The organism is Photobacterium sp. R1, from assembly GCF_054600795.1.
In genome coordinates, this window is sequence record NZ_BAAHZP010000003.1 from 321,806 (window position 1) to 344,178 (window position 22,373).

Genomic DNA, 22,373 nt, shown 5'->3' on the forward strand with positions numbered 1-22,373 from the left:
GTTCTTTTTAAAAGAATCATGCTGCTTTCCTGGCAATCAGGCAGGCATATGTAAGGCTGTCTCTTTTTTCCTCTCTCAAGAACAGCCAAAAAAATAATAACAATCTCCCCCAAATAACAAAGTAGTAGATTTCACATGTCGTCAGATAAAAAAGATCCGAATCAAGGGAATGAGAATCAACCACCAGTCCGTTATGTGAAGGCGCACTATACGCCGCTGACCGATCTGGAAAGCTATGTGTCGCCTAGCAAGTCGCCTGCAGAGACGAAGTCGGAACCGATACCGGAACATAAAATTGTGATTGAACTTGCGGGGCAATGGGCACCCAACAGTTCGACCCTGTCTTTATCCAAAACGGATGAACAATCAGAAAAGATTGCCAAACCACAAAAAGATAACCAGACCAAGCATCGTAGTCTGGCTGTGTTTGAGGGTTTGAATACAGAACCTAGAAATCTGTATATATCCTTGCCGATGCAGGATGTTCCGGCATCGATACGATTATTGCTGGCAGAAAATCTCCAGCCTGTGGAGAAAGCCGTATCAATGGCTGAATGGGATAATGTTCTGGTCCCGGTTCGGGCGCTGGTCTATCTCAGTGAGAAACAAGATAAAGCGAATGCGGCGGATCTGAAAAGCGGCTATCTGTATATTTTCTGGAAAGGAAAAGTATGGCGAGAGCTGGAAATCACACCAGACGGGCAATATCGTGACATCGACATTGTTTACTACCGGAATCGAGCCAAATATAGCACTGAACATGAGCATCGTGAGGCGGATGGCTATCCGTTGCCTCAGTTCTGGGTCCCTTACAAAATTCAGGGGGAACACCAGAAAGATACCTCTGGCGTGAAAGTGCTTTTTTCACCCCGTCAGATGACAGTTCAGCAACTTGATGAGCTGGAAGAAAGATCTGATAGTCTTGCCCAAATCTCGACCACGCTGGACGAATTGTCGGTGTACTCGGAAACGAAGGCATTTGAACTACAGGCGCATACAGCACCGATCCACAGCGTGCAATTACCTACAGGTGAATCGTCAGACGAGAAGCCATGGCTGGATTTAGGGATGTGCCTTCTGGAGGACCTGAAAGCGACCCAAACAGCCGTGGTGTATCTGAAAGAGCCCTTGAATGATTCACCGAAATTTGAGTACGCAGTGGAACTGACCTGTTCTGAAGATACATTCAAAGCACTGAAATTAGATGAGGTCATCACCGTCGCGCCCACCGCAGCGGAAACAGAAACGGAAGCTTTGAAGCGTGTTGAAAATAAAGATTCAGTCGTTTATGTGTCGAAGCTGCGGGTGAATGAAGCGAAGTCGCTGCAAGTGAAAAGCGGTGCGGGTGTTCTGAAAACATCCATTAATTCGGTGATGCCAGACCCGGTCAACACGCATCAGGCGCATGATGCGTTTATACCGGTACAGCTGGCCGTTGAAATTGGACACCGGTTAGCCCTGCCGACCTCTGGTTACTATTACCATTTCATGGCCGATGCACTGCTCCATGAATATAAAATCACCCCAGATGATGACAACTGGCAGTATCAGGCGACGAAGTCAGTTGCGGGTCAGTTATCTGATGAATTACTGGATGACCATGAACTCAGTACGCTGATCCTGCCTTGGCGGGTTCAGGATCAGCCTGCGAAACGGCAGCATCTTTTGTATTCCCCGCACAAACTGACCCAGCAGGAATTTGACCAGATGGATGGGACGTGGCTGGATAAACATGCCACGCTGCTCGATCTGGAAGCGATGCGCAAAGCCGCGGAGCAAAATCTGGTGGATGTGGTTCAGCATCAGGGACAGGGGCAACTGTATACCATCCGGAAAGGAGATACCCTGACTGCGATTGCCAAAGCCCATGAAATCAAACTCAGTGAGCTGCTTGAACTGAATCCGGATTATCAGGTCGGTGATCGCAAAGACCATATTTTCCCCGGTGAAACCTTGATTCTGCCGTTAGAAGCACCGGACGCAGCAGAAGAAAGCGCGGTGATGAAAATTGATTATTTTCCGGTGAAAAAAGACGCCACGCTGGATGAAGTGGCGGCGAGCGCCGGTATCTCGCAAGCCATGTTGCTGGAATACAACCCTTATCTTCAGAAGGTGAGCGAAACTGATCACGTCATGGCCGGGGATGTCGTGATCGTAAATAAAACGCAAGAACAAAACCCCGAACCGAGAATTCACGAGGTGAAAGCGATCAATGATGCGCTGGGCCATGAGAGCCTGAGCAGTATCGCTGCGCTTTATAACTTGTCGCCGAAACAACTGGCTGAAATCAACGGACTGGATATCTCCGACCCGCTGTTCAGTCTGCGTACTGGTCAAACGCTGAAAATCGATCCGCCTCAGAATCGGGCAGAAGGCGTGCAGCGGAATACCTTCCCGGCCGTTCTGGTAGAAGATTACAACCTTGCCGAGAATATGCTGTACCACTATGCGCAACCGAAGCTCGGTGGTAATTTCGCCCCGATGACTCAGGACAACTTGCTGGCACCTCAGGCAACCGTGGTGCGCGTGGCATCGTTAACGACCGCAGCAGATATTCAGACCATCAAGCTCTGTCTGGGCCGCTACGCTCTGGATGAGGTTGAAGCGCCTTATAACCAAAGTCTGGTTCTGGCGCAGAAGCAGGGCAAACACCCGATTCAGGCAGCCTTAAGTGAAAAGTACAAGGTTCATGCCCATCCGCTTGCAAGTGAAACCGCTCATTCGCTGACCATTCGTCAACTGCGCGAAGGCTATGTGTATGTTTACTATGTTGCTGCGAATACCAATCTCGCGGCACGATACCCGCATGCCGATGAATTGCATGAATTTCGTTATGCTGAGGGCTTGTTTGAACGCAACGACGAGAAAACGCCTTACCTGCCGTGCCACAGCCTGAATGGCTGGGCGTACATTGTCTTTTCTGAACGGGAATGGACAGAAAAACAGCGCAGCCAGTTTACGGGCGATCCGGAATTCCGTCAGGCACTGACGAAAAATGCCGGTGCCGTTTACGATTTCAACCAAAGGCTGGTCAGCACAAAAGGTGAAGAAGAAGTCTTCAATGACTTGCCTCAACTGGTTGCCGACATTGATGCCGGCCCTGCCATTCAGGATCACCGCTTTGCTGATACCACGACGCCGACGAATCAAGCGGACACCGATGTTAAACCCGGCAGCAACGATAAGGATGCTAAGGCAGAAAAAGAGCATTTCACGCCGGTTCAGTCGAACCAACCCTATCTGGATACAATTGACCCGGAAAAACCCCTGCATGCCGATATCCTGATCATCGAAGATGGCATTGCACTGGCAGAAGACAGCCTGAAACTCACTATTCTGGCTAATGATCTTCGGTCGCAGTGGCAGGAAAAAAACCTACAAGAGCTGAATCTGGCAAAAGCAGTCGGGGATTTTTGTAACCTGAAGCTCTTACCAGATGATCCACTCGCGAAAGAAGTGGAAGGTGATGAGTTGTTGCAGGCGAAGTTCGTAAAATATATGAATGATGAACTTGTGAACCTACAAGTTTATACAGCTAGTGGTGGAGATGATGGGGTCTTAGAAATTGAACGAGGAATAAAGTCATATGCTGAAGACGTAAAGATAAATTACTTTGGGCGAATGGCTGAGTATGCGAATGAGCTAGGACTAAAGACAAATAATCCACTTCGAAAATATGAAAAAGACTATATCGATGAATATTATGAAAAAAGTAAATGGCGTTCTCGAATTCATTTAAGTGATGTAAATGAAGTAATTGTCCGACTCACTGAATCAAAGGTTGCTTATACTCAATGGGTTGAGTACGTCGCAAAATGTTCATTTGTAGTGTTAAACAGTTTAGGAGTGTCAGCTAAATATTTGAATTTTGACCTTGAATCGATTCAACATGTCGAGGAGCTGATCTCTTTTACGACAACGTATCAATTTTTCTTTGATTCAACTTTGGCACAGGAACAACGAGGTATACATCAGACACAATTTAAACCATCACAGCCTCTAACGAATTTAGTAGGTAGTTTATTTTATATTGGCAACCAGCAATGGAAAGAAAATCTAGAAGAGTATGTAAGTTTTTTCATTGAACATGGCCCAAATGATGCTTATAACTATTTAATGAGTATTGGTTATAATGAAGAACAGGCTGAAGAATTAGTAAATGAGGTGCATACATGGCACTTTCAAAGCTCTTATGCAGACAGATCAGCGTTGACAGCTGGCGCTGGAGCAGTCTTAGGAGGCGTATTTAAAGAGCAGAATTTTGTCGGATGGACGCTTTATAATTATCTCGTGAGCAATACTATTCAGGTAATGAAAAATGCATTCTCTAATTTTTCCAATAATATTATTGTCAATAAGATTATATACTCAATTAATAGAGAGATTTTCCAAACTTTATTTGAGCAAATGCTTCATGTGTTGAAGCTTAGTGAGGAGAATCCTACTCAAAAAATGAGATGGGGAACCCAGTGGGTAGGATGCTTATATGCATATGCAATAAGCCATGGAATAATTCATCTTCCTAAAGAGCAGCAAGATATTTTTGATAGTTTAACGCGCCAGGAATTGTTCGAAAATGATATCTTATCAGAAATGAAAAGTGGAAAGATAAATGTTAGTGAATTTGAATTAAGTGAACAAAAAGAGCGAGTTAAAAGTGTAAGATATGAACGATATAGCCTAATAAATGTATATGCGATTGATTCATCGAAAAAACTCCCATGCTTACTTTCGGAAATTTTTAGTGAGAAAAATTATGAAGCAGTGAAGGAGTTAACCTCCAGAGGACTTGATATGGCGGTAATTGTCTTCAATACATTAGCATTGATGGAAGATTACCAAAAGGCATCGATGAAACACGTTAAAGAATTTAAAGATGATATAACAATTGGATATCGTGTGTTGTGGTTAGTTGATTCAGTCTTGTCTATTACTAAAGCACGTTATGTGGCAGAAGCACAAGAAATGCTCAGTAAAGTGGAAGTGTTTCATATTTCAACTGACGCTTATGAAGCATTTCAATCTAAAAATTTATTCGCATCTTGGCGGGAAGCAAAAGTATTAAACCCAGAAACTCAATTTTTATTGCGACGAGCATTGTTGGTTGGCTTAGGCGCGAATATTGCCGCAATTGGAGCAGGAGTATTGGAAACGGGGCAAATTTTATTTTATGATCTTCCCAATACTGAAGGGCTTGTATTCACTGCACATATTGGAAAAGCTGTATCAACAGCGCTTCTTTCTATTTCTGGTTTTATTGATGTTTTTAGTATGGCGGGTTACGCAGTACCTATCTGGGCATTAGTTGGTTTGCCTTTAATTGCCGCTACAGTGTATGCAATGTGTACCGCATATTTGAATTTTGTGAGAGATGATGATGTAACTGATCTATTGATAAAAACTCCATGGGCTAATAAACGTTTTCTCGGTGAAAATTCTACCAAATGGGATTACCAGAAAGATGGTTATCAAAAAGCGCTTGAAGCATTTTCGCGACTGAAAAATCAGCCACAAGTATATTTTCAACCGACAAAAGATAATACAGAAATGTACTATGATGTCTTGAATCCAAAAACATATCTTGCGAATGGTTTTTGGGTCATGGTAGATTTTCCCGCAGAATTACGGGAAGAAAAAGTGAGAATAGATGGATTATGGTATCAGAAAGATTCAAAAGAAATGGAGTTTTTCCATATTAGTGGTAATCCAGAATATCATTCTAATTGGGTAAAAAATAAAACACCTATTACTAAAGGATGGTTTTCTTCAACACCATACTTGTCACTTGAACCTTCTACCCAAGAAAGTTACCATAATACATGGCAAGATACAGGAACGATAAATAGTATTTATTACGTTTGGTTGCCGCGTCCAGTAAATGAAGTTGATTCACTATTATTATTGGTTTGGTATCCAGATGATTTTGATAAAGATGATTCTACTAAAATTCGTGAGAATGCAATACCGCATTGTTTTGATATACAATCATTCGAAAAAAATTTCAATCCATCTGGAATTGCTAGTGGAAAGATGAAGGCGGATATGACAGTATACAAAAGTGCATTTGGAAAATCATTAGAAGATTTGAAGAACTCGATCCCCTTTAAAAAATCGATTAAAATGGCACGAAATAGTAAGAATGATTTTCTGATAGCTGGGTTTAATAAAGAGCATGACAATGTTAAATAATGAGAATGCAAAAGTAAAATATCATTCAGTACAACAGTATTTAAACGAAAGTTCAGAACTTGAACACTGGCTTCATCGTCAGGAGAAATGTGAAGAAATTTATGCGCAGGTCGTGAAAGATGAACCAGCAATTATGGAGTGGGAAGTTGATTATTGGGGGCGCTATGGTCGCTGGGGACTACCATTTTTTATGTTTTTACTGATTGCTGTACTTCCTTTATCGGTACTATATCTTGGATTAAGAAATCATGAATTGATGTATCAAGGACTGCTCGTTGGATTTTTTATACTCCCTTTACCTGCGCTGATTATGATATTGGGAGCTGAATGGTTCCCAACACGATACTACCAGAAAATCACAGTATCGGGCTTCTATTCCTATGGCGTAAAAGTCGGAAGTGAACGACGAAAAGATATGGCGAAGTATTGTATGATGGCCGGATTTGCAATCGCTTTAATTTTGCTTTTTGTTGCAGGTCCACTTGTGTTTGTTGGTGCGGGTGCGGCATCCCTGTCGTTTTTGAAATTAGGGACGATTCCAGAGCCAAAGCCTGAAGAAAGTGCCTGGCCTTGGTTGGGTATTTATTGCTTCGTTGTCACAAAACCGGTCTTATACAATCAGTATAAAGTGAGTACACATGGTAATAATGATTTGATCTTAACAGCGGAGCAGCTAGAGCAAGTGAAATTACTGATTCAGGAATATGGTCAGCATGAACTTGATCTAGTAGATAAGCGAAAAGGTATCTTTTACAGTCGTTGGTGGGACCATCAGGAGACGATGCCATTTCGTCATTATAATAATCCCAGGTGATTTTGGTATGTTTTAAGGTGGGCAATTGTCCACCTTTTTAATATGAATATCATATTGTATAAGTTCCTTTTTCATGGATAAATCAATCAAAAATATCAACATGTTCAGTTTCAGATGAATAATGCCCCATCTCTCACTGGTCGGCTGTTCAGAGAGAAAATGTGTCGTTCGATTTACGTTAAAATTGTAAAAATTAGCCTGCAATTATGGTGTGAGGAGTTGGTTGTTGGAGCCGATTTGGTAAATGGGGGTTACCATTTGTGAACTCTGTCTGTGAGGATACGAGGTCTTTCTGTCAAGTAGAGGTAGAAAATAGTCAAATTTCAACGACAGAAAAATGAATATGTAGAAGGTGAGCATTAGCTCAGCTTTTCTTTGTGGTGAATGACTTAATTAGAACGTTTAAATGTCCGCAATAAATAGTATCGGCTGAGAATGACTTCTTATTTATGGATTTATGGAACACATAAAAAATAGATACCGATAGGTACAACGGCAACTCAACACCGATCCCGCCTTGCCCATTGAGCCTCGCAACTGGATTTTGGTTTATGGTAGATTTCCCTGCTGAACTAAACCAGAAAAATGTGAGAATTGATGCAGTCTGGTATAGTTATCGTTCTGATGAGATTGAATTAATTCAAGTTAATGAGAGAGATGATTTGTATCCTGATTGGATCAATAATAGACGACCGTTTAGCAAATGGGTTTCTGCTAATTCTGCATACCTTCCATCAACCCCTCTATATCAAGGGGAGTACGCGGATACATGGTTGGAAACTAATACAATGAATGAGGTATACAGGTTATGGCTGAAACAGCCAAAAAATAATGTTTTTGACTCGATCTTATTATTAGTCTGGTATCCAGATGACTTGAATAAGGATGAAAATATGAATCATCCAGCTATACCCCATTGCTTTGAACTCAAGAGAATAGTAAAAGAAATCTCAGTGATCGGAGCTGTAAAAGAGAAGATGAAAGCAGAAGTGAAAACCTATGATAGTGTATTTGGTGATTCATTAAAAGATTTAAAAGATTCTGATTTATATAAAAAAGTTATGAAAATGATAAATGGTACTCAAAGTGAATTTGTGTTAGTTGGGGGAGAGTAATTATTATGGATAATTATAATACTGCTTTATACAATTACAAAAAAGTTAGAAAAATTATTGATGATAATGTTGAACTTGATGATTATTCAGATAAAGAAAAAGAATGTATGAAGATTTATGCTGAAATCGTTAAGGGGGAACCTGCAATCATGGAATGGGAGGTTGACTATTGGGGAAGGTTTGGTAAATGGTTTATGCCAACTATTACCTTTTTTGTAATTGTTTTTTTACCAATGATGACATTTCACTTAATCACCGGAGATATGTTCAATAATTATAAAGCCAGTATTATTGCTGTATCGGTTGTCTTATTGCCATTGGTTGCATTAATTTTAGGTGCAGAATGGTTTCCAGTCAGATACTATCAGAAGATCACTGCAACCGGTTTTTACTCTTATGGTGTGAAAACAGGCAGTGAGCGTCGGAAGAAAATGGCGCAATACTGCATGATCGGTGGATTTGCAATTGCTTTGATTTTACTTTTTGTTGCCGGACCTATGGTTTTTGCTGGCGCTGGTGCCGCCTCACTCTCATTTTTAAAGTTAGGTTCAATACCAGAGCCAGAGCCTGAAGAAAGTTCGTGGCCTTAGTTGGGAATTTACAGCCTTATTGTTAAGAAACCATTCTTATATGATAAGTATAAAGTTCAGACTCATGGTTATAATAGCCTTATATTAACAGCAAAAGAATTGGAAGAAGTAATCAGTATCATAAAAGATTATGATCATCATGATTTAGATATTTTATATAAAAAAGAAGATATCTTTTTTGACCGTTGGTGGCATATCCAAGATAAGATGCCGTTTAGTGATACAACGCTCTAGATTTTTGAGAAATATTTTCAAAAAGTTGTCTGTATTATTAATATATCCGTCTGTAATCTTATAGGCGGATTATTTTTTGATTTATGGAAAAAATCAAGCAAAGATACGCGCAAGTACAGCGGCAACTCAATACAGACCTGGGTTTAAAGAATTGGAAACAACAGCAAGAGAAATGCAGTGAGATTTACACAATAATAGTGAAAGATGATCCTGCCATTATAGAATGAAGGTTGACTACTGGGGGCAATATGGCAAGTGGCTTACCATTCTTTGCGTCATTTCTGTTTGCTTTTATACCTATGTATACAGTCTATTGGTTTGGCAGGTATGACGAAGATATTATAAAAATTGTATTTGCAATCTTTTTTTTCTTGCCGCTCCCTATATTAATTTTTGTTTTAGGTGCTGAGCGGTTTCCCACTCGTTATTATCAGAAGATCTCCGCATCTGGATTTTATTCGCATGGAGTGAAAGTTGGTAGTGAGCGACGTCAGAAAATGGGTAAGTTTTGTATGGTGGGTGGGTTTGCAATAGCCATTATTCTGCTCTTTGTAGCCGGACAATGGTATTTGCTGGGGCTGGAGTAGCTTCACTTTATTTTTTGAAATTAGGCTCGATTCCTGAACCTGACCCGGAAGAGAGTGCTTGGCCTTGGTTGGGTGTATATAGTATTGTCAAAGAATATAAACCATTCATGTATGATAAGTATAAAGTCAGGACACATGGTAGAAATTATCTTGTTTTGACGAAAGAGCAAATTGAGCAAGTTAAAGATATCATCAGTCAATATAGACAGCATGAATTAGATGTTATTAATAGTGTTGAAGATAGTTTTTTGATCGATGGTTTGAACATCAGGAAACAATGCCATATAAAATGTGAGAACTTTGAATGGTGAGGCTATCTTCACCTTCAGTTAATTTTTTATTATATAACTTCATCCGAAATTATCCGCATATTTTTAACTGTATATTAAGCACAATTATCCTACAGTTGGATCAGATGAAAATACATATTAACAGGTACAGCAGCAGTTAAACACTAAACTTAATTTAGAAGCCAGGGCCCATAGATATGCACAATGCCGTAAGGTTATAAAAAGAATATCAAGGAATAGCCTAGAATATTAAAGTGGGAAGTCGACAATTGGGGACGTTTTGGTAAATGGGGATTGCCAGCGCTTGTGCTTTTTACTTTTGTTCCATTATGTCTACTATACTGGATGGCCGGTGATTAAGATGATCTATATTAGATCATGATCATGTGTTTTTGTGTATTGCCATCGCCAATCTTGATCATAGACTCAGTGCTGAATGGTTCCCAACGCGCTACTATCAGGAAATAAAGGCATCTGGATTTTATTCCTATGGCGTCAAAATATGGCGAAGCATTGTATGATGGGTGGTTTTTCAATCGCAATAATTTTGCTCTTTGTCGCAGGGCCGATGGTTTTTCCAGGTGCTGATTTACTCACTTTCCTGAAATTAGGTTCGATTCCAGAATCTGAGCCAGAAGAAAGTGATTGGCCTTGGACAGGTATATATTGTCTAATTATTAAAAAACCATTTTTGTATAATCTATTTAAAGTACATACACATGGTGAGAGTACATTAATTTTAACATCATAGCAGTTAGAATATGTTAAAAGCATCATTGAAAACTATGATTATCATAAGTTATATATTTTTCAAAAGTTGACAGATGATTTTTATACTCGCTGGTGGAATGTACAAGATAAAATGCCATATGATATAATCAACCCAAGATAAATTTTTTATTTATGTGTATTTTAAGGTGGATGATTTTTCACCTTTTTATATTTAAATAAGAGTAGTAAAAGTCACATTTTCAATGTTGAAGTCAGTCTGTATTAACGTAAGCACTTTATGGAAAAAATTAAACATAAATATCAAAATGTTCAGTTTCAATTGAACAACGATCCGTCTCTTACTGGCTGGATGTCCAGAGAGAAAAAGTGTCGTGAGATTTACGCTAAAATTGTAAAAAATGAGCCTGCGATCATGGAATGGGAAGTGGATTATTGGGGGAGATTTGGTAAATGGGGGTTACCATTTTTGATCTATTTCTGTTATGCATTTATTCCGTTGTTTGTTTTGTATTGGTTTAATAGAGAACATGAGGATGTATATAAATTAATTTTATTATGTTTTTTTGTACTTCCTTTTCCAATATTGGTTATGGTTTTAGGTGCTGAATGGTTCCCAACGCGATATTACCAGAAAATTACCGCATCTGGTTTTTATTCCTATGGTGTCAAAGTGGGCAGTGAAAGACGGAAAAAGATGGCGAAGTATTGCATGTTTGGCGGTTTTACGATAGCTATCGTTTTGCTCTTTGTTGTTGGCCCAATGGTCTTTGCGGGTGCCGGAGCTGCTTCACTCTCTTTCTTGAAATTAGGCTCGATTCCGGAACCTGAACCAGAAGAGAGTGCATGGCCTTGGTTGGGGATGTATAGCCTCGTTTTGTTAAAGAAACCGTTCTTGTACAACCTTTATAAAGTGAGTACGCAAGGTGATAGCTATTTGATTCTTACGAAAGAAGAATTGGAAAAAGTTAAAGAGATTATGAAACAGTATGGTCAACATGAAATTGATATTTTAGATAAGGAAGAGGGATCATTTTACGACCGTTGGTGGCAACATCAAGATACGATGCCTTTCCGTCAAGTCGAGGCAGCAAATAGTCAAATGTCTACAACAGAAAAATAAATACGCAGAAGGTGAGCATAAGCTCACCTTTTCTCTAGGTTGATTGGCTTAATCAGATGGCATCAATGTCCGCCATGAAGAGTATTGGTTGGAAAGCTATTAAGTCGTTTCATGGAACACATTAAAAAAAGATACCAACAGGTTCAGCGACAACTCAACACTGACCCAGAGCTAGAACACTGGGGACACCGGCAAGATAAGTGTAGAGAAATATATGCAAAGATTGTAAAGAGTGAACCTGCAATTTTAGAGTGGGATGTCGACTATTGGGGCCGATTTGGTAAATGGGGTTTACCAGTATTTGTTTTTTTTGCTTTTACTTTTGTTCCATTCTTTCCTCTATATTGGTTGGCTGGAGATCAAGATGATATATATGAAATTATGTTTATGGGATTTTTTGTTTTGCCATTACCAATCTTGATCATGGTGCTCGGTGCTGAATGGTTTCCAATACGATACTATCAAAAAATAACACCATCAGAATTTTATTCATTTGGCGTTAAGATGGGAAGTGAACGACGTCAAAAGATGGCGAAGTACTGCGTAATCGGTGGGCTTTCAATAGCTGTCATCCTTTTATTTGTTGCCGGACCAATGGTATTTGTTGGTGCTGGTGCTGCTTCACTTTCATTTTTTAAGTTGGGTTCTATTCCTGAGAAAAAGCCTGAAGAAAGTGCCTGGCCATGGTTAGGTATGTATAGTATTATTAAGGAGCGCAAACCTTTTTTATACGATAAATATAAAGTTCGAACACATGGGAAGAATTATCTCATTTTAACTAAAGAGCAAATTGAAGAAGTGAACAATATCGTTGATTATTACGGTCAACATAAACTCGATATCATTGATAAAATTGATGATAGTTTTTATGATCGATGGAATGATCACCAAAACACAATGCCATTTAGAGACGACTTTTAATTTATTGGAAAGATGAGTTAGTTCTCATCTTTCCTTTTTAATTGGGTGAGGGATGATTGGGTGATCTTAAAGTTTTAGACAATGAAAGATTTTAAAGAAGTTTTACAAATATACCAGGTTGTTCAATACAGGATAAATTCAAATGTTGATCTCGATGATTATCTGGATAAAGAAAAAGAATGTAAAAAAATTTATGCTGAAATTGTAAAAAATGAACCTGCCATCATGGAATGGGAAGTGGATTATTGGGGGAGATATGGTCGGTGGGGAATGCCTGTTGTGTGGTCAATTTCAATAATATTTTTACCAATACTATTTATATCCTTATTGGCGGGTAATTTATCTGAGAACTACCCGTACTTTATTGTTGGAATATTGGTGTTTTTATTACCAATTGTAGTGATGATCCTAGGCGCAGAATGGTTTCCAGTCATATACTATCAAAAAATCACTGCATCTGGTTTTTACTCATATGGTGTTAAGGCCGGTAGTGAGAGACGGAAAAATATGGCGAAATATTGCATGCTTGGGGGACTCTCCATTGCAGTGATTTTGTTATTTGTTGCCGGGCCGATGGTTTTAGCTGGTGCTGGCGCAGCATCACTTTCATTTTTGAAATTAGGCTCTATTCCTGAGCCGGAGCCAGAAGAAAGCGCATGGCCTTGGTTGGGTATTTATGGTCTTCTAGTTAAAAAACCGTTTTTATATGATTTATATAGAGTTCAGACTCAAGGTGATAATTTCTTGATTTTGACAGCAGAACAGCTGGAAGAAGTGAAGGATATTATCCATCAATATGGATACCATGAATTAGAAATTTTGTTTAATGAAGAAGATCGTTTCTACGATCATTGGTGGCATGTTCAGGATAGAATGCCATTTGATGACATCAATCCTAGATAGTTTTAAATGAAGTTAAACTATTATAATAATGTGAGCGGTTGCTTACATTATTAATTTGAATGATTTTAACTAATGATATATTCTGGATTTATATATTGTAATGCAGTAGGCACGAAAATTTATATACTGAAAAAACACATAATTATTGTAAGTTATGGGGCTGGTAATTGTTCTTAAGAGCTTCATTTCTTGGTGGGGTAAATATGAATTATAGGAAGAGTGAGTGAATTTTAAATATAAAACTGCGTCCTAAAAAAGACGCAGTTTATCTTGGCTTTTACTATTTTTCGGTTGATTCCAGAGCTGCTGATTCAGTACTCTCGTCTGATTCCGGCTCATCAGTTGCTTCAATTAAGCTGACATAGTAAATATCTTTGTCGTCTTCTTCTTTTTGTTCAATGCTTAACTTTAATCCTTCAGGAATATCTTCGTCGGTAATTTGAATCGCACTTTCGAGTGATGCAACGACACCGGTCTGATATTCTTGTAAAGCAGAATTGGTGACATAGTTTGCAATACCACAAATCAAAAATCCGACACTGGCAATTGGACCAGGGTAGGCTTGCAGTATCTGGATAAATGTCATTCCCTTATAGGCGTTGTAATATATCTCTCTTGGGCCAAAGAGAATGAATAGCACACCAACGATAGATATTCCCATACCAAGATACATGAGAAGTGAAGCGCCGCCCGAATCCGGCTCTTCCGGTAATGTAATTTTTACTTTAGAAGGCAAGTCATTGATCGTGACCTGATTGGGTGTTGTTATACTCATCGATATTAACCTTTGACGGATATTGTTTTTGTTCTAGCCAATGGAGGTTTTTTCCTCCATGCGCGTTGTTTCAGAGAAACACTTTAAAATAGGATGGTTATTATCACAATATGAGTTCATATCCGTTTTTTTATTAAATAAATTGTTTGAAGCAAGACCAAAAAAATGAAAGTCTTAATTCCCTGAAGTGGTAAGATAAATAATTGACCACTCATCGTGAACGTGTTTTTTCATTATCTTTTCTTTCAGATCATTGGCTGCATCTCGTGCAGTATTTGAATGTCTCTGTTCTGAAATTTCCGTAAGCACAGCCTATTTGATTTATTGTCACATTGTTTCGCATGCCCCTGCATACCTGCATACCTGCAATATCCGCATTTCTGAGGTTCGTTCATCAAGAGCGTTAGATGACATGATATTAATTTCTTTAATTTCAATTGCTTGTCTGTTATCTCCTTCTCGTTTGCTGCTGATGTTCGGTGAAGATTTTAACGGATAGTGATTGAACTCGTGGGGATTTGCAGTGTGTGTGAATTTTGAGCAGCCGCACAATTTCGCTGAGTTTGGGTTTGCCATTTTCATGGGATTATAAGAATTGTGATGCATATTAAACTAACTGCTCTTTGGTTGTGGTTAGTATCGTGTTGTTAGCATCTGATTATCAGTTTGTTAACGAAAAGAAATAAGAGGTTTATAGATAACAAGCCCGACTACTTGTGAAATCAAGGAGCAAACAATGTCAAGCGGAAGTCATCAACTGAGCGGGAAGCTGGATAGCTTTCTGACGGAGCTGGAAAATCACCCGATATTCGAAAATACCTATTTTAAGCATTTGGCAACGCATCCATGGACGCCTGCCACTTATGAATTATTCCGGGCCAATTTTTTTTACCGGACTGAACTGACTGTGAAAGGAATCGCCCATGTTTGTGCCCGCTCTGCGGCGGTAAACGATATGGATACGCTGATTTTGTTTTCGTACATTCTGGGTGAAGAGACCGGGATGGGGAATAAAGCCCACTGCCATGAAATATTTATGGAAAATGCCCTGAACCTGTTTGGCGCCCGGGAGTATAACCTGGAGCCCCTGAAAGTTCAGGATGCGAAAAACAGTCCCGATATTATTCCCGAAACGCTGGCCTATCGTGAACGGGTTCAGGCACTGATTTCTGACAGCTATCCACGCATGCTGGGCGTTGTTATGGCTCTGGAAACACACGCTGACCGGATGCTGACGGCATTCAGGGAAGCTTTCCGTCTGAGCCGGACTCATCTTGATGAGGCGCAATATAAAAAAGAAGTTGAGGTGTATTTCAACGCGCACGTCGACAACGGCGTCGAAGAAAGACATGCCGCTGATGCGCGAAATTGTGTGCTGAATAACTGCCTGACGCAGAGCGATCTGAATGAAATCATTTACGGTGCAACCGAGATGTTTAAAGCACAGCAGGCGATGTGGCTGGCCATGTACCGGAAATCCGCAGAACTTGATGCGTTGCCTGTTTCAGTTCAAGAGGAAAGTAGTTATGCCTGAGACCATTTTTTCAGACTCTGCAATGAAGTTACGTGAATCGGTGACACACGGAACCAAGGCAAAAATTGCTGCATTAAATGCCAATGCCCGTCCGGGTGAAGAAGTTATCGACCTCAGTATCGGGACGCTGGATGATCTGGCCGATGACCGTATCAATGAGGCAGTCATTCATTTTATTCAGAAACAGCCGCGGGCGATTCATGAATTTGCCCCTGTGACCGGGTTCGAGTTTCTGAGGAAATCGATCAGCGACCGTGTTTTCCGGCTCAGAGGGGTACGCTACTCCCCGGACAATGAAATTATGGTCACGCCGGGCGGCATTAAGGGTGCAATCACCGTAGTTTTTCACACGCTGCTGAACCCGGGAGATGAAGTGATTGTCCCGTTACCGAACTGGCCGCACTACGCCGATATGATTGATTTACACGGCGGCGTCTTGAAAGGTGTGCTGGTCCGCGATTTTTATGACAAAGCGCTGAGTCCTGAAGTGCTCGATCAGGCCATCACGGATCGCACGAAAATGATCATTCTCGGGGATTGTCTGAACCCTTCCGGCAAAATATACAGCCGCGAGGATCTGAGCCATTTGTCAGCAGTGATTGCGCGGCACAATCTGCGTCGCGCAGAGCTGGGGCAGCCCCCGGTTCAGGTGTTGTTCGACTGTCCGTACGAATCCCATATTCTCGATGGCCCGGCCACAATTTCCGATATTACCGTGACGCTGGAAAACGGCGTGTCGTATGCAATGCGGGAGTGCACAACGCTGGTCACCGGGCCCGGGAAGACGTATGGCATGCATGGTGATCGTGTCGGTTATATCTGCAGCCCGGCGGATAAGCTGGCCATGATGGCGAAAGTGCAGGTCAATCTGAACTCTTTTGCTGCGACCTATGCTCAGGTCGCCACACATGAGGCGATGCAGGAATATATGGATGAGGTTGCCATGGCCAGGGCGGTGAATTCCCGGATGAATCTTCAGGGATTTGTCGAAGCGCTGAATGCAATTCCTCATGTTCACGTTCCTGTGCCGGAAGGCGGATTTTTCATCTTTGCTGATTTTTCCGGTTACGGTGAAAAGATAGAAAAACTGGGTTATGACAGCGCTGAACAATTCCTTCTTGAGCGCGCCCGTGTGGCTTCGATCGGGGGACCTCACTTTGCTGAAAATGTACCTCAGTTGAAGCATTTCATTCGGTTGAATACGGGGCGATCTGAGTCGACGCTGCATTTAGCAGCAGAGCGGATCAGGGATGCACTACTGAGCCTGTAGATTCCGGCAGTTTCTCCCGGATGTATTGTTGCATCCGGGAGATGATTCAAAGAGGGAGATTATGTCTGAAGTCAATCCAACAAGGCTGTGTATTGTGGGGACCGGGTTTTCCGGTACGGCTGCTTTGTTTCATCTCGTGAATGCCCTGACCGCAGATCGGCGCCCTGTGCCATCCGTGGAAATTCTGACTATTGAGTCGCGTCAGGTGAATGGTCCCGGCTATCCATACGCACCGTACGAATTGTTACCCGGCCATCTCTGTAATAATCAGGCCCGGCAAATGTCGCTTGCCGGAGATGATTTTTATGACTGGCTGGGTGAGCATCGCCAGCGTCTGGCCGCAGAGTTTCCGGCTTTGATCCGGGAGACGCATCCGGGTGTCCCGCTGGATGCATGGGAACCGGATCCGGAAGGATTTTATCCCCGGGCGTTATTTGGGGTCTATCTGGAAGAGCGGTTCAGGGATACAGTCATGAAGGCCCGTCGTCATGGGATCCGGATTCAATCCTATAACGGCTATTGTGCAATCGATGGATTCAGACAGTCAGAGCGGTTCAGTCTCGTGATTGAACGTGTGGATGATGGCAGCAGAGAAGTCATCACCGGGATCGACAAGTTGCTTCTTTCGACCGGTCACTGGGTGCCGCTGGATACTGAATCTGAAATGATTGCCGGGAATTTCCTTGACAGTCCTTATCCCGATTCAAAACTCCGGGCCAGCGTGGCGGCGTGGTCTGAAGCCGTCCGGGACAAAACCCTGACGTGTTTTGTCAAAGGGATGGGACCGAGCGGAATCGATGCCATTATGTCGCTGGCCGAATCCGGGACATTCCATTTTTCAGACAGCGGGCATATCACAGGCTATACCCCGTCGCCGGAAGAGGCTCAGATTCAGATTGTCGCGGGTAGCCGGTGCGGTTTTTTCCCTGCGGTTCGGGGCGCGTCGGTCGAGTATCAATTTCAGTATCTGACGGAAGAGACCTTCGGCGAGCTTGAACGGGTACTGGGTCAAAAATTAGGTCTGAATGATATTTTGTCGATGATTGATCAGGAACTGAGGGCGGCGACATCAGGTCAGATCGGCTGGCAGGATATTGTCGAACCAAAGTTTGAAAATGCTTTTGAAAAGCTCCGCTATGATGTGACCTGTCCGCATGAGAATAATCTGGTTCATACAATTCTTCTCAAAGCCCGCCGGATGAAATTCTATCGTCATCTGAATGCGTTTGAGAAAGAAATCTATGACCGGGAGCTGGACACGCACTTTATCCGGATTGCCGTACCGATTCCTTTACTGAACGCTGAAAAGTTGCTGGCTTTGTTTGAATCCGGAAAGCTGGACTCCGTAAAAATGGGCTACCAGATATCGGGTAATCCTGTGGCTCATGGTGGCCAGTATCAAGTCACCTTCACAGACGGAGACGCGGAGAGCACAAGGCTGGTTGATGCCGTAATTCGTGCATCCGGACAGGATTTCAGGTTGTCCCTGCATCCGTCCAGACTGGTGTCGGCGCTGGCTGAACGTGAAGAGCTGCTGGCAAACCGGGAAGGTCATTATTCGACCGGGGGGATTATGCTCGACAGCGATGAATCTTATGGCGTGATGTGCCGGGATCCGGAAACCGGCAGAGTGGTCCCGTCACCATGGATTGCTTCGTATGGCGTATTGACCCGTTACTGGCAGAATGAGCGGAACTTTTCAGCCGCGTTTGTTGAAGCGGCAATGTGGTTGTCAGAAGAATGGGCTGCCTATTGTGCCCGTCAATCGTCACCATTGGTCGCTGAGTCTGCCTGGCAGAACTAATTTAAGGAAATGCAGTCATGGAAATGAAAGAGTTTTATTATCAGGACGGTATTCGCGTCAGTCTGTTTAATCTGGATCATGAGGCGGTGCCGTATCATTTTCACCAGTCGGTCTCTGACATGATCTATTGCTCGAAAGGTACCATTCGTATTGAACTGCCTGAGCTCGAAAAGCTGTTTATTGTGCCTCAGGGAAAAGTGTTTCAGATCCCGGCTCAGGTAAAACACCGATTTGCCAATGGTGCCCCGGAGGGAGTGGCTAGCCGGTATGTACTGATGCAGCTCGGTCATTTTGATATCGAGTTCGTGAAAGATACCCGCGCCATGCAGGCGCTGCTGTCGGAAACGGGACCGCAAAACGGGGATGAAACGCCGGTATACATTGAGGACCGTAAAGCAGACATCCTGGCGCTGGCCGATCACTTTACACAGCACAAACCTGAGGTACTCACCGATGAGGAGAACCGGGATGTGGTGACGGCACTGAGATACTTTGCAGAGCAGGGCATTGCTGCGATTTACCCTCTGATGCCGGAAGAAATTGTTTGATGGAATATGACGTTACAACCATCGTAATCATCATGCTGGTCTTTGCGTTTGCCGGCATGATCAAAGGTGTGGTGGGCCTCGGCCTGCCACCCGTTGTTCTGGGGTTACTGACGACGGTGATCGGGATTCATTCCGCAATGTCGATGGTGGCTTTACCCGCATTTCTGACCAACATCTATCAGGCTGTTACCGGACCACATGCCCGGTCGCTCAGCCGTGAACACTGGTTGTTTTTCCTGTCGGCTACGGTTTCAGTCGGAGCCGGGTGCTGGCTGGCGCTGATGATCGACACGGGCTACATGTCCCTCTGTTTAGGCATTTTGCTGAGCCTGTATGCTGTGACCGGGCTGCTGAATTTTCGCTTGTCTGTCCGGCCTCAGTGGCAGACGGCGTTTGGCGTGGCAATGGGCACCTGTAATGGCATCTTTACCGGCCTGACGGGATCTTCTGCCGTGCCCGGGGTGTTTTATCTGCAATCAGCTGGGCTGCCCAAAGAAAAACTGGTGCAGGCCATGGGGATTCTGTTCACCTTCTCTTCTGCAGGGCTGATGCTCGGACTATGGGTGCAAAATATACTGACACTCTCAGCCAGCGGTCTTTCTCTCGTCGCTTTGCTGCCGGCGTTCGCGGGTATGGCTATTGGTGCAAAGGTGCGTCAGCGCTTATCTGTCCCTGTTTTTCAGCGGCTGTTTTTTATGTCCCTCTTTGTTCTGGGTGGATACATTATCCTCAACCACCTGTGACGTCTGGCGGTGTGTCGCCGGGAATCACCCGCTGCGCACCGCTTCACATGACCTGTCCCCGGCTTTGACAATCAATTTGCATCAGACGAAAGTGTATCGGTTACAATGCCTTCTGTTGTCCAGAGACAGATATTCGGGGATAGATGACAGTCAGCAATCAACATCAGAAAAAGACACAGCATTCGTCAAGCCTACCTGCTCAGGATGAGACTGAGTTGCCGCTGGTGCTCGCCGGTCCGGTATTGCGGCGATGTGATGCCCAGTCGGTCACGGTGTGGATGGTGACGACCTCAAGACTGGAAGGGCAGTTTGAGCTCTTTCATGCCACGGAGGAAAAAGCTTTTTTCCAGGCAGAACTGACAGCTGAACAACAGATTCAGGTCGGCCGTTCTGCCTGGATTGTGATGGCGCAATTTCTAGGTGAGTTCCCTGTCGATTGTGAACTGGCCTATGAAATCCAGACTCAGCAGGGGCCGGTGAGCACCCTGATCCCCGAACTGCTTTATCCCGGCGAGAAACGATTGTCGCTGATGATCAAATCCCGTGCGGATTATATCCAGCATGGTTCTTGCAGAAATCCGCATTTCCCCGGAAAAGACAGTCTGGTAGCTGCAGACAGTAAGGTGGCTTCGCTGGCTGTTTCGGAACGTCCGGCTTTGCTGATGATGAGCGGCGATCAAATTTATGCCGATCATGTTGCCGGGCCAACACTGGATGCGATCAGTCAGGTGATTGATCTGCTGGGTTTGCCCGACGAGCACTTTTCCGATGCGCCTTATGCATCCTTGTCTGAGCTGCGACACAGTGATTATCAGTTATACGGCCGTGATCAGGTTTTGCCTGTTCACGAAGAAACCGGACACTGGTTGTCAGATAGCCGTGGATTCAGCTGGCTGCCGAAACGCTGTCGTCCTGTTTTCAGTTCAACTGACTGTGAAAACCACCTGATTGGTCTGAGCGAATTTCTGGCGATGTATCTGCTGGTGTGGTCGCCGCAGGTCTGGCGGCTGGTGGATCACGGCAGGCTGGCACAAGAGGGTTTTCAGTGCGGCACGCAGGTGCTGGCTGAGAAATGGCAACAGCTCTGGCATCGGGAAAAGGCGGAAATTGACGGATTTATTTCAGGTCTGAATCAGGTACAGCGTCTGATGGCGCATATTCCCACTTATATGATTTTTGATGATCATGATGTCACGGATGACTGGAACCTGACGGTAGGCTGGGAGCAGGCTGTCTATCAGAATGCTTTTTCACGACGAATCATCGGCAACAGTCTGTTCGGGTACTGGTTGTGTCAGGGATGGGGGAATGACCCGTCCCGGTTTGACGAACGCTTTGCTGCCAAGGCCCGGGCATTTTTCTCGCAGCCCAGTGATGAGAACCATGAGGCGATGATCAGTCTCTTGTACGAGTTTGAGCACTGGCATTACGAGATTGCGACGCAGCCTAAGATTCTGGTGCTGGACACGCGCACCCGGCGCTGGCGGTCGGAATCGAAAATGAACAAACCTTCGGGTCTGATGGACTGGGAAGCCCTGACAGAAATGCAGCAGGCCCTGATGCACGAATCTGCGGTCATTATTGTTTCACCAGCCCCGATTTTTGGTGTGAAATTCATAGAAGCCCTGCAACGGCTCATGACCTGGCTTGGCAAGCCGCTGATGGTGGATGCGGAAAACTGGATGGCTCATCCGGGCGCGGCCAATACGCTGCTGAGTATTTTCACTCACACCAAAACACCGACCAATTTTGTGATCCTGTCGGGTGATGTTCACTATTCTTTTGCCTATGACATCAAATTGCGTTTTCGACGCAACAGCCCGCATATTTATCAGGTGACTGCCAGCGGTATCAAAAACACCTTTCCTGAACGGTTGCTCCGTTTTTGCGAGCGAATGGACCGGTTGCTTTATACGCCCTCTTCACCGCTGAACTGGCTGACGAAGCGGAAGAGAATGAAGATCGAGAAGCGGGATCCGGATACGCCGGGGCACGGACGTCTGGTGAACACCAGTTGTATTGGTGAGCTTTGGATTCACGAATCGGGACGACCGGAGCGGATCGCGATCCTGACCGCTGAAGGGGAGACGATCGGCTTTCCGCCGACCCGACAGGAGTCGAAGCGGCTCGCGAAAACGGAGAAGAAACTGAATTCCTGATCCTGACGATCAGGCGTAAAGTTGCGTTGGCTTCACAAGTTGTTA

General features: G+C 43.5%; 17 protein-coding genes. 16 read left to right on the forward strand and 1 reads right to left on the reverse strand.

The features are described 5' to 3' along the window. Positions 1 to 135: 135 nt before the first annotated feature. From ACYP03_RS07285 to ACYP03_RS07330, 10 genes are all read left to right on the forward strand, one after another. Positions 136 to 6,189 (forward strand): LysM peptidoglycan-binding domain-containing protein, encoded by a 6,054-nt coding sequence (locus ACYP03_RS07285; RefSeq protein ID WP_459779066.1) that lies wholly within the window; start codon positions 136 to 138, stop codon positions 6,187 to 6,189. Then, positions 6,179 to 7,003 (forward strand): hypothetical protein, encoded by an 825-nt coding sequence (locus ACYP03_RS07290; protein ID WP_459779067.1) that lies wholly within the window; start codon positions 6,179 to 6,181, stop codon positions 7,001 to 7,003. Before ACYP03_RS07285 ends, ACYP03_RS07290 begins: the two co-directional genes overlap by 11 nt. Positions 7,004 to 7,554: 551 nt before the next feature. Next, the gene (locus ACYP03_RS07295) at positions 7,555 to 8,118 is read left to right on the forward strand and encodes a hypothetical protein (RefSeq protein WP_459779068.1); all 564 of its coding nucleotides are present in this window, start codon (positions 7,555 to 7,557) and stop codon (positions 8,116 to 8,118) included. Positions 8,119 to 8,123: 5 nt separating this feature from the next. Then, the gene (locus ACYP03_RS07300) at positions 8,124 to 8,708 is read left to right on the forward strand and encodes a hypothetical protein (protein ID WP_459779069.1); all 585 of its coding nucleotides are present in this window, start codon (positions 8,124 to 8,126) and stop codon (positions 8,706 to 8,708) included. 482 nt (positions 8,709 to 9,190) lie between these two features. Next, positions 9,191 to 9,529, forward strand: a complete 339-nt coding sequence (locus tag ACYP03_RS07305) for a hypothetical protein (RefSeq protein ID WP_459779070.1) — start codon at positions 9,191 to 9,193, stop codon at positions 9,527 to 9,529. Then, positions 9,505 to 9,840 carry a hypothetical protein gene (locus ACYP03_RS07310; protein WP_459779071.1) on the forward strand — a complete coding sequence of 112 codons (336 nt, stop codon included), beginning with the start codon at positions 9,505 to 9,507 and terminating at the stop codon, positions 9,838 to 9,840. Before ACYP03_RS07305 ends, ACYP03_RS07310 begins: the two co-directional genes overlap by 25 nt. 481 nt (positions 9,841 to 10,321) lie before the next feature. Beyond that, a complete protein-coding gene (locus tag ACYP03_RS07315; RefSeq protein ID WP_459779072.1) occupies positions 10,322 to 10,570 on the forward strand; it encodes a hypothetical protein in 249 nt (82 codons plus the stop codon). A 258-nt stretch (positions 10,571 to 10,828) separates the two neighbouring features. After that, positions 10,829 to 11,671: a hypothetical protein gene (locus tag ACYP03_RS07320; protein WP_459779073.1), complete on the forward strand. Its 843-nt coding sequence runs from the start codon at positions 10,829 to 10,831 to the stop codon at positions 11,669 to 11,671. A 111-nt stretch (positions 11,672 to 11,782) separates the two neighbouring features. After that, complete coding sequence (locus ACYP03_RS07325) at positions 11,783 to 12,592, forward strand: hypothetical protein (RefSeq protein WP_459779074.1); 810 nt, start codon at positions 11,783 to 11,785, stop codon at positions 12,590 to 12,592. Between the two features lie 81 nt (positions 12,593 to 12,673). Continuing rightward, positions 12,674 to 13,495, forward strand: a complete 822-nt coding sequence (locus tag ACYP03_RS07330; protein WP_459779075.1) for a hypothetical protein — start codon at positions 12,674 to 12,676, stop codon at positions 13,493 to 13,495. 280 nt (positions 13,496 to 13,775) lie between these two features. Here the strand turns inward: ACYP03_RS07330 and ACYP03_RS07335 are convergent, their stop codons facing one another. Beyond that, the gene (locus ACYP03_RS07335) at positions 13,776 to 14,270 is read right to left on the reverse strand and encodes a hypothetical protein (protein ID WP_459779076.1); all 495 of its coding nucleotides are present in this window, start codon (positions 14,268 to 14,270) and stop codon (positions 13,776 to 13,778) included. Positions 14,271 to 15,006: 736 nt separating this feature from the next. Between ACYP03_RS07335 and ACYP03_RS07340 the strand changes: the two genes are divergently transcribed. From ACYP03_RS07340 to ACYP03_RS07365, 6 genes are all read left to right on the forward strand, one after another. Beyond that, positions 15,007 to 15,804, forward strand: coding sequence for an iron-containing redox enzyme family protein (locus tag ACYP03_RS07340; protein WP_459779077.1), 798 nt, complete (start codon positions 15,007 to 15,009; stop codon positions 15,802 to 15,804). After that, positions 15,797 to 17,074, forward strand: coding sequence for a pyridoxal phosphate-dependent aminotransferase (locus ACYP03_RS07345; protein ID WP_459779078.1), 1,278 nt, complete (start codon positions 15,797 to 15,799; stop codon positions 17,072 to 17,074). Before ACYP03_RS07340 ends, ACYP03_RS07345 begins: the two co-directional genes overlap by 8 nt. Before the next feature lie 61 nt (positions 17,075 to 17,135). Next, on the forward strand, positions 17,136 to 18,878 hold the full coding sequence (locus ACYP03_RS07350) for an FAD/NAD(P)-binding protein (protein ID WP_459779079.1): 1,743 nt from the start codon (positions 17,136 to 17,138) through the stop codon (positions 18,876 to 18,878). Positions 18,879 to 18,895: 17 nt separating this feature from the next. After that, entirely contained in the window at positions 18,896 to 19,426 is a 531-nt protein-coding gene (locus tag ACYP03_RS07355) for a cupin domain-containing protein (RefSeq protein WP_330960346.1), read from the forward strand. Continuing rightward, positions 19,426 to 20,169 (forward strand): sulfite exporter TauE/SafE family protein, encoded by a 744-nt coding sequence (locus ACYP03_RS07360; protein ID WP_330960345.1) that lies wholly within the window; start codon positions 19,426 to 19,428, stop codon positions 20,167 to 20,169. Before ACYP03_RS07355 ends, ACYP03_RS07360 begins: the two co-directional genes overlap by 1 nt. A 143-nt stretch (positions 20,170 to 20,312) precedes the next feature. Then, positions 20,313 to 22,328 (forward strand): alkaline phosphatase D family protein, encoded by a 2,016-nt coding sequence (locus ACYP03_RS07365; RefSeq protein ID WP_330960344.1) that lies wholly within the window; start codon positions 20,313 to 20,315, stop codon positions 22,326 to 22,328. Positions 22,329 to 22,373: the final 45 nt, after the last annotated feature.

Bases quoted from the DNA above. Each gene is read 5' to 3' on its own strand.
- ACYP03_RS07295 (WP_459779068.1), top strand. From the start codon at position 7,555: ATGGTAGATTTCCCTGCTGAACTAAACCAGAAAAATGTGAGAATTGAT.
- ACYP03_RS07340 (WP_459779077.1), top strand. From the start codon at position 15,007: ATGTCAAGCGGAAGTCATCAACTGAGCGGGAAGCTGGATAGCTTTCTG.
- ACYP03_RS07320 (WP_459779073.1), top strand. From the start codon at position 10,829: ATGGAAAAAATTAAACATAAATATCAAAATGTTCAGTTTCAATTGAAC.
- ACYP03_RS07325 (WP_459779074.1), top strand. From the start codon at position 11,783: ATGGAACACATTAAAAAAAGATACCAACAGGTTCAGCGACAACTCAAC.
- ACYP03_RS07350 (WP_459779079.1), top strand. From the start codon at position 17,136: ATGTCTGAAGTCAATCCAACAAGGCTGTGTATTGTGGGGACCGGGTTT.
- ACYP03_RS07290 (WP_459779067.1), top strand. From the start codon at position 6,179: ATGTTAAATAATGAGAATGCAAAAGTAAAATATCATTCAGTACAACAG.
- ACYP03_RS07355 (WP_330960346.1), top strand. From the start codon at position 18,896: ATGGAAATGAAAGAGTTTTATTATCAGGACGGTATTCGCGTCAGTCTG.
- ACYP03_RS07360 (WP_330960345.1), top strand. From the start codon at position 19,426: ATGGAATATGACGTTACAACCATCGTAATCATCATGCTGGTCTTTGCG.
- ACYP03_RS07315 (WP_459779072.1), top strand. From the start codon at position 10,322: ATGGCGAAGCATTGTATGATGGGTGGTTTTTCAATCGCAATAATTTTG.
- ACYP03_RS07335 (WP_459779076.1), bottom strand. From the start codon at position 14,270: ATGAGTATAACAACACCCAATCAGGTCACGATCAATGACTTGCCTTCT.
- ACYP03_RS07300 (WP_459779069.1), top strand. From the start codon at position 8,124: ATGGATAATTATAATACTGCTTTATACAATTACAAAAAAGTTAGAAAA.
- ACYP03_RS07330 (WP_459779075.1), top strand. From the start codon at position 12,674: ATGAAAGATTTTAAAGAAGTTTTACAAATATACCAGGTTGTTCAATAC.
- ACYP03_RS07365 (WP_330960344.1), top strand. From the start codon at position 20,313: ATGACAGTCAGCAATCAACATCAGAAAAAGACACAGCATTCGTCAAGC.
- ACYP03_RS07310 (WP_459779071.1), top strand. From the start codon at position 9,505: ATGGTATTTGCTGGGGCTGGAGTAGCTTCACTTTATTTTTTGAAATTA.
- ACYP03_RS07285 (WP_459779066.1), top strand. From the start codon at position 136: ATGTCGTCAGATAAAAAAGATCCGAATCAAGGGAATGAGAATCAACCA.
- ACYP03_RS07345 (WP_459779078.1), top strand. From the start codon at position 15,797: ATGCCTGAGACCATTTTTTCAGACTCTGCAATGAAGTTACGTGAATCG.
- ACYP03_RS07305 (WP_459779070.1), top strand. From the start codon at position 9,191: ATGGCAAGTGGCTTACCATTCTTTGCGTCATTTCTGTTTGCTTTTATA.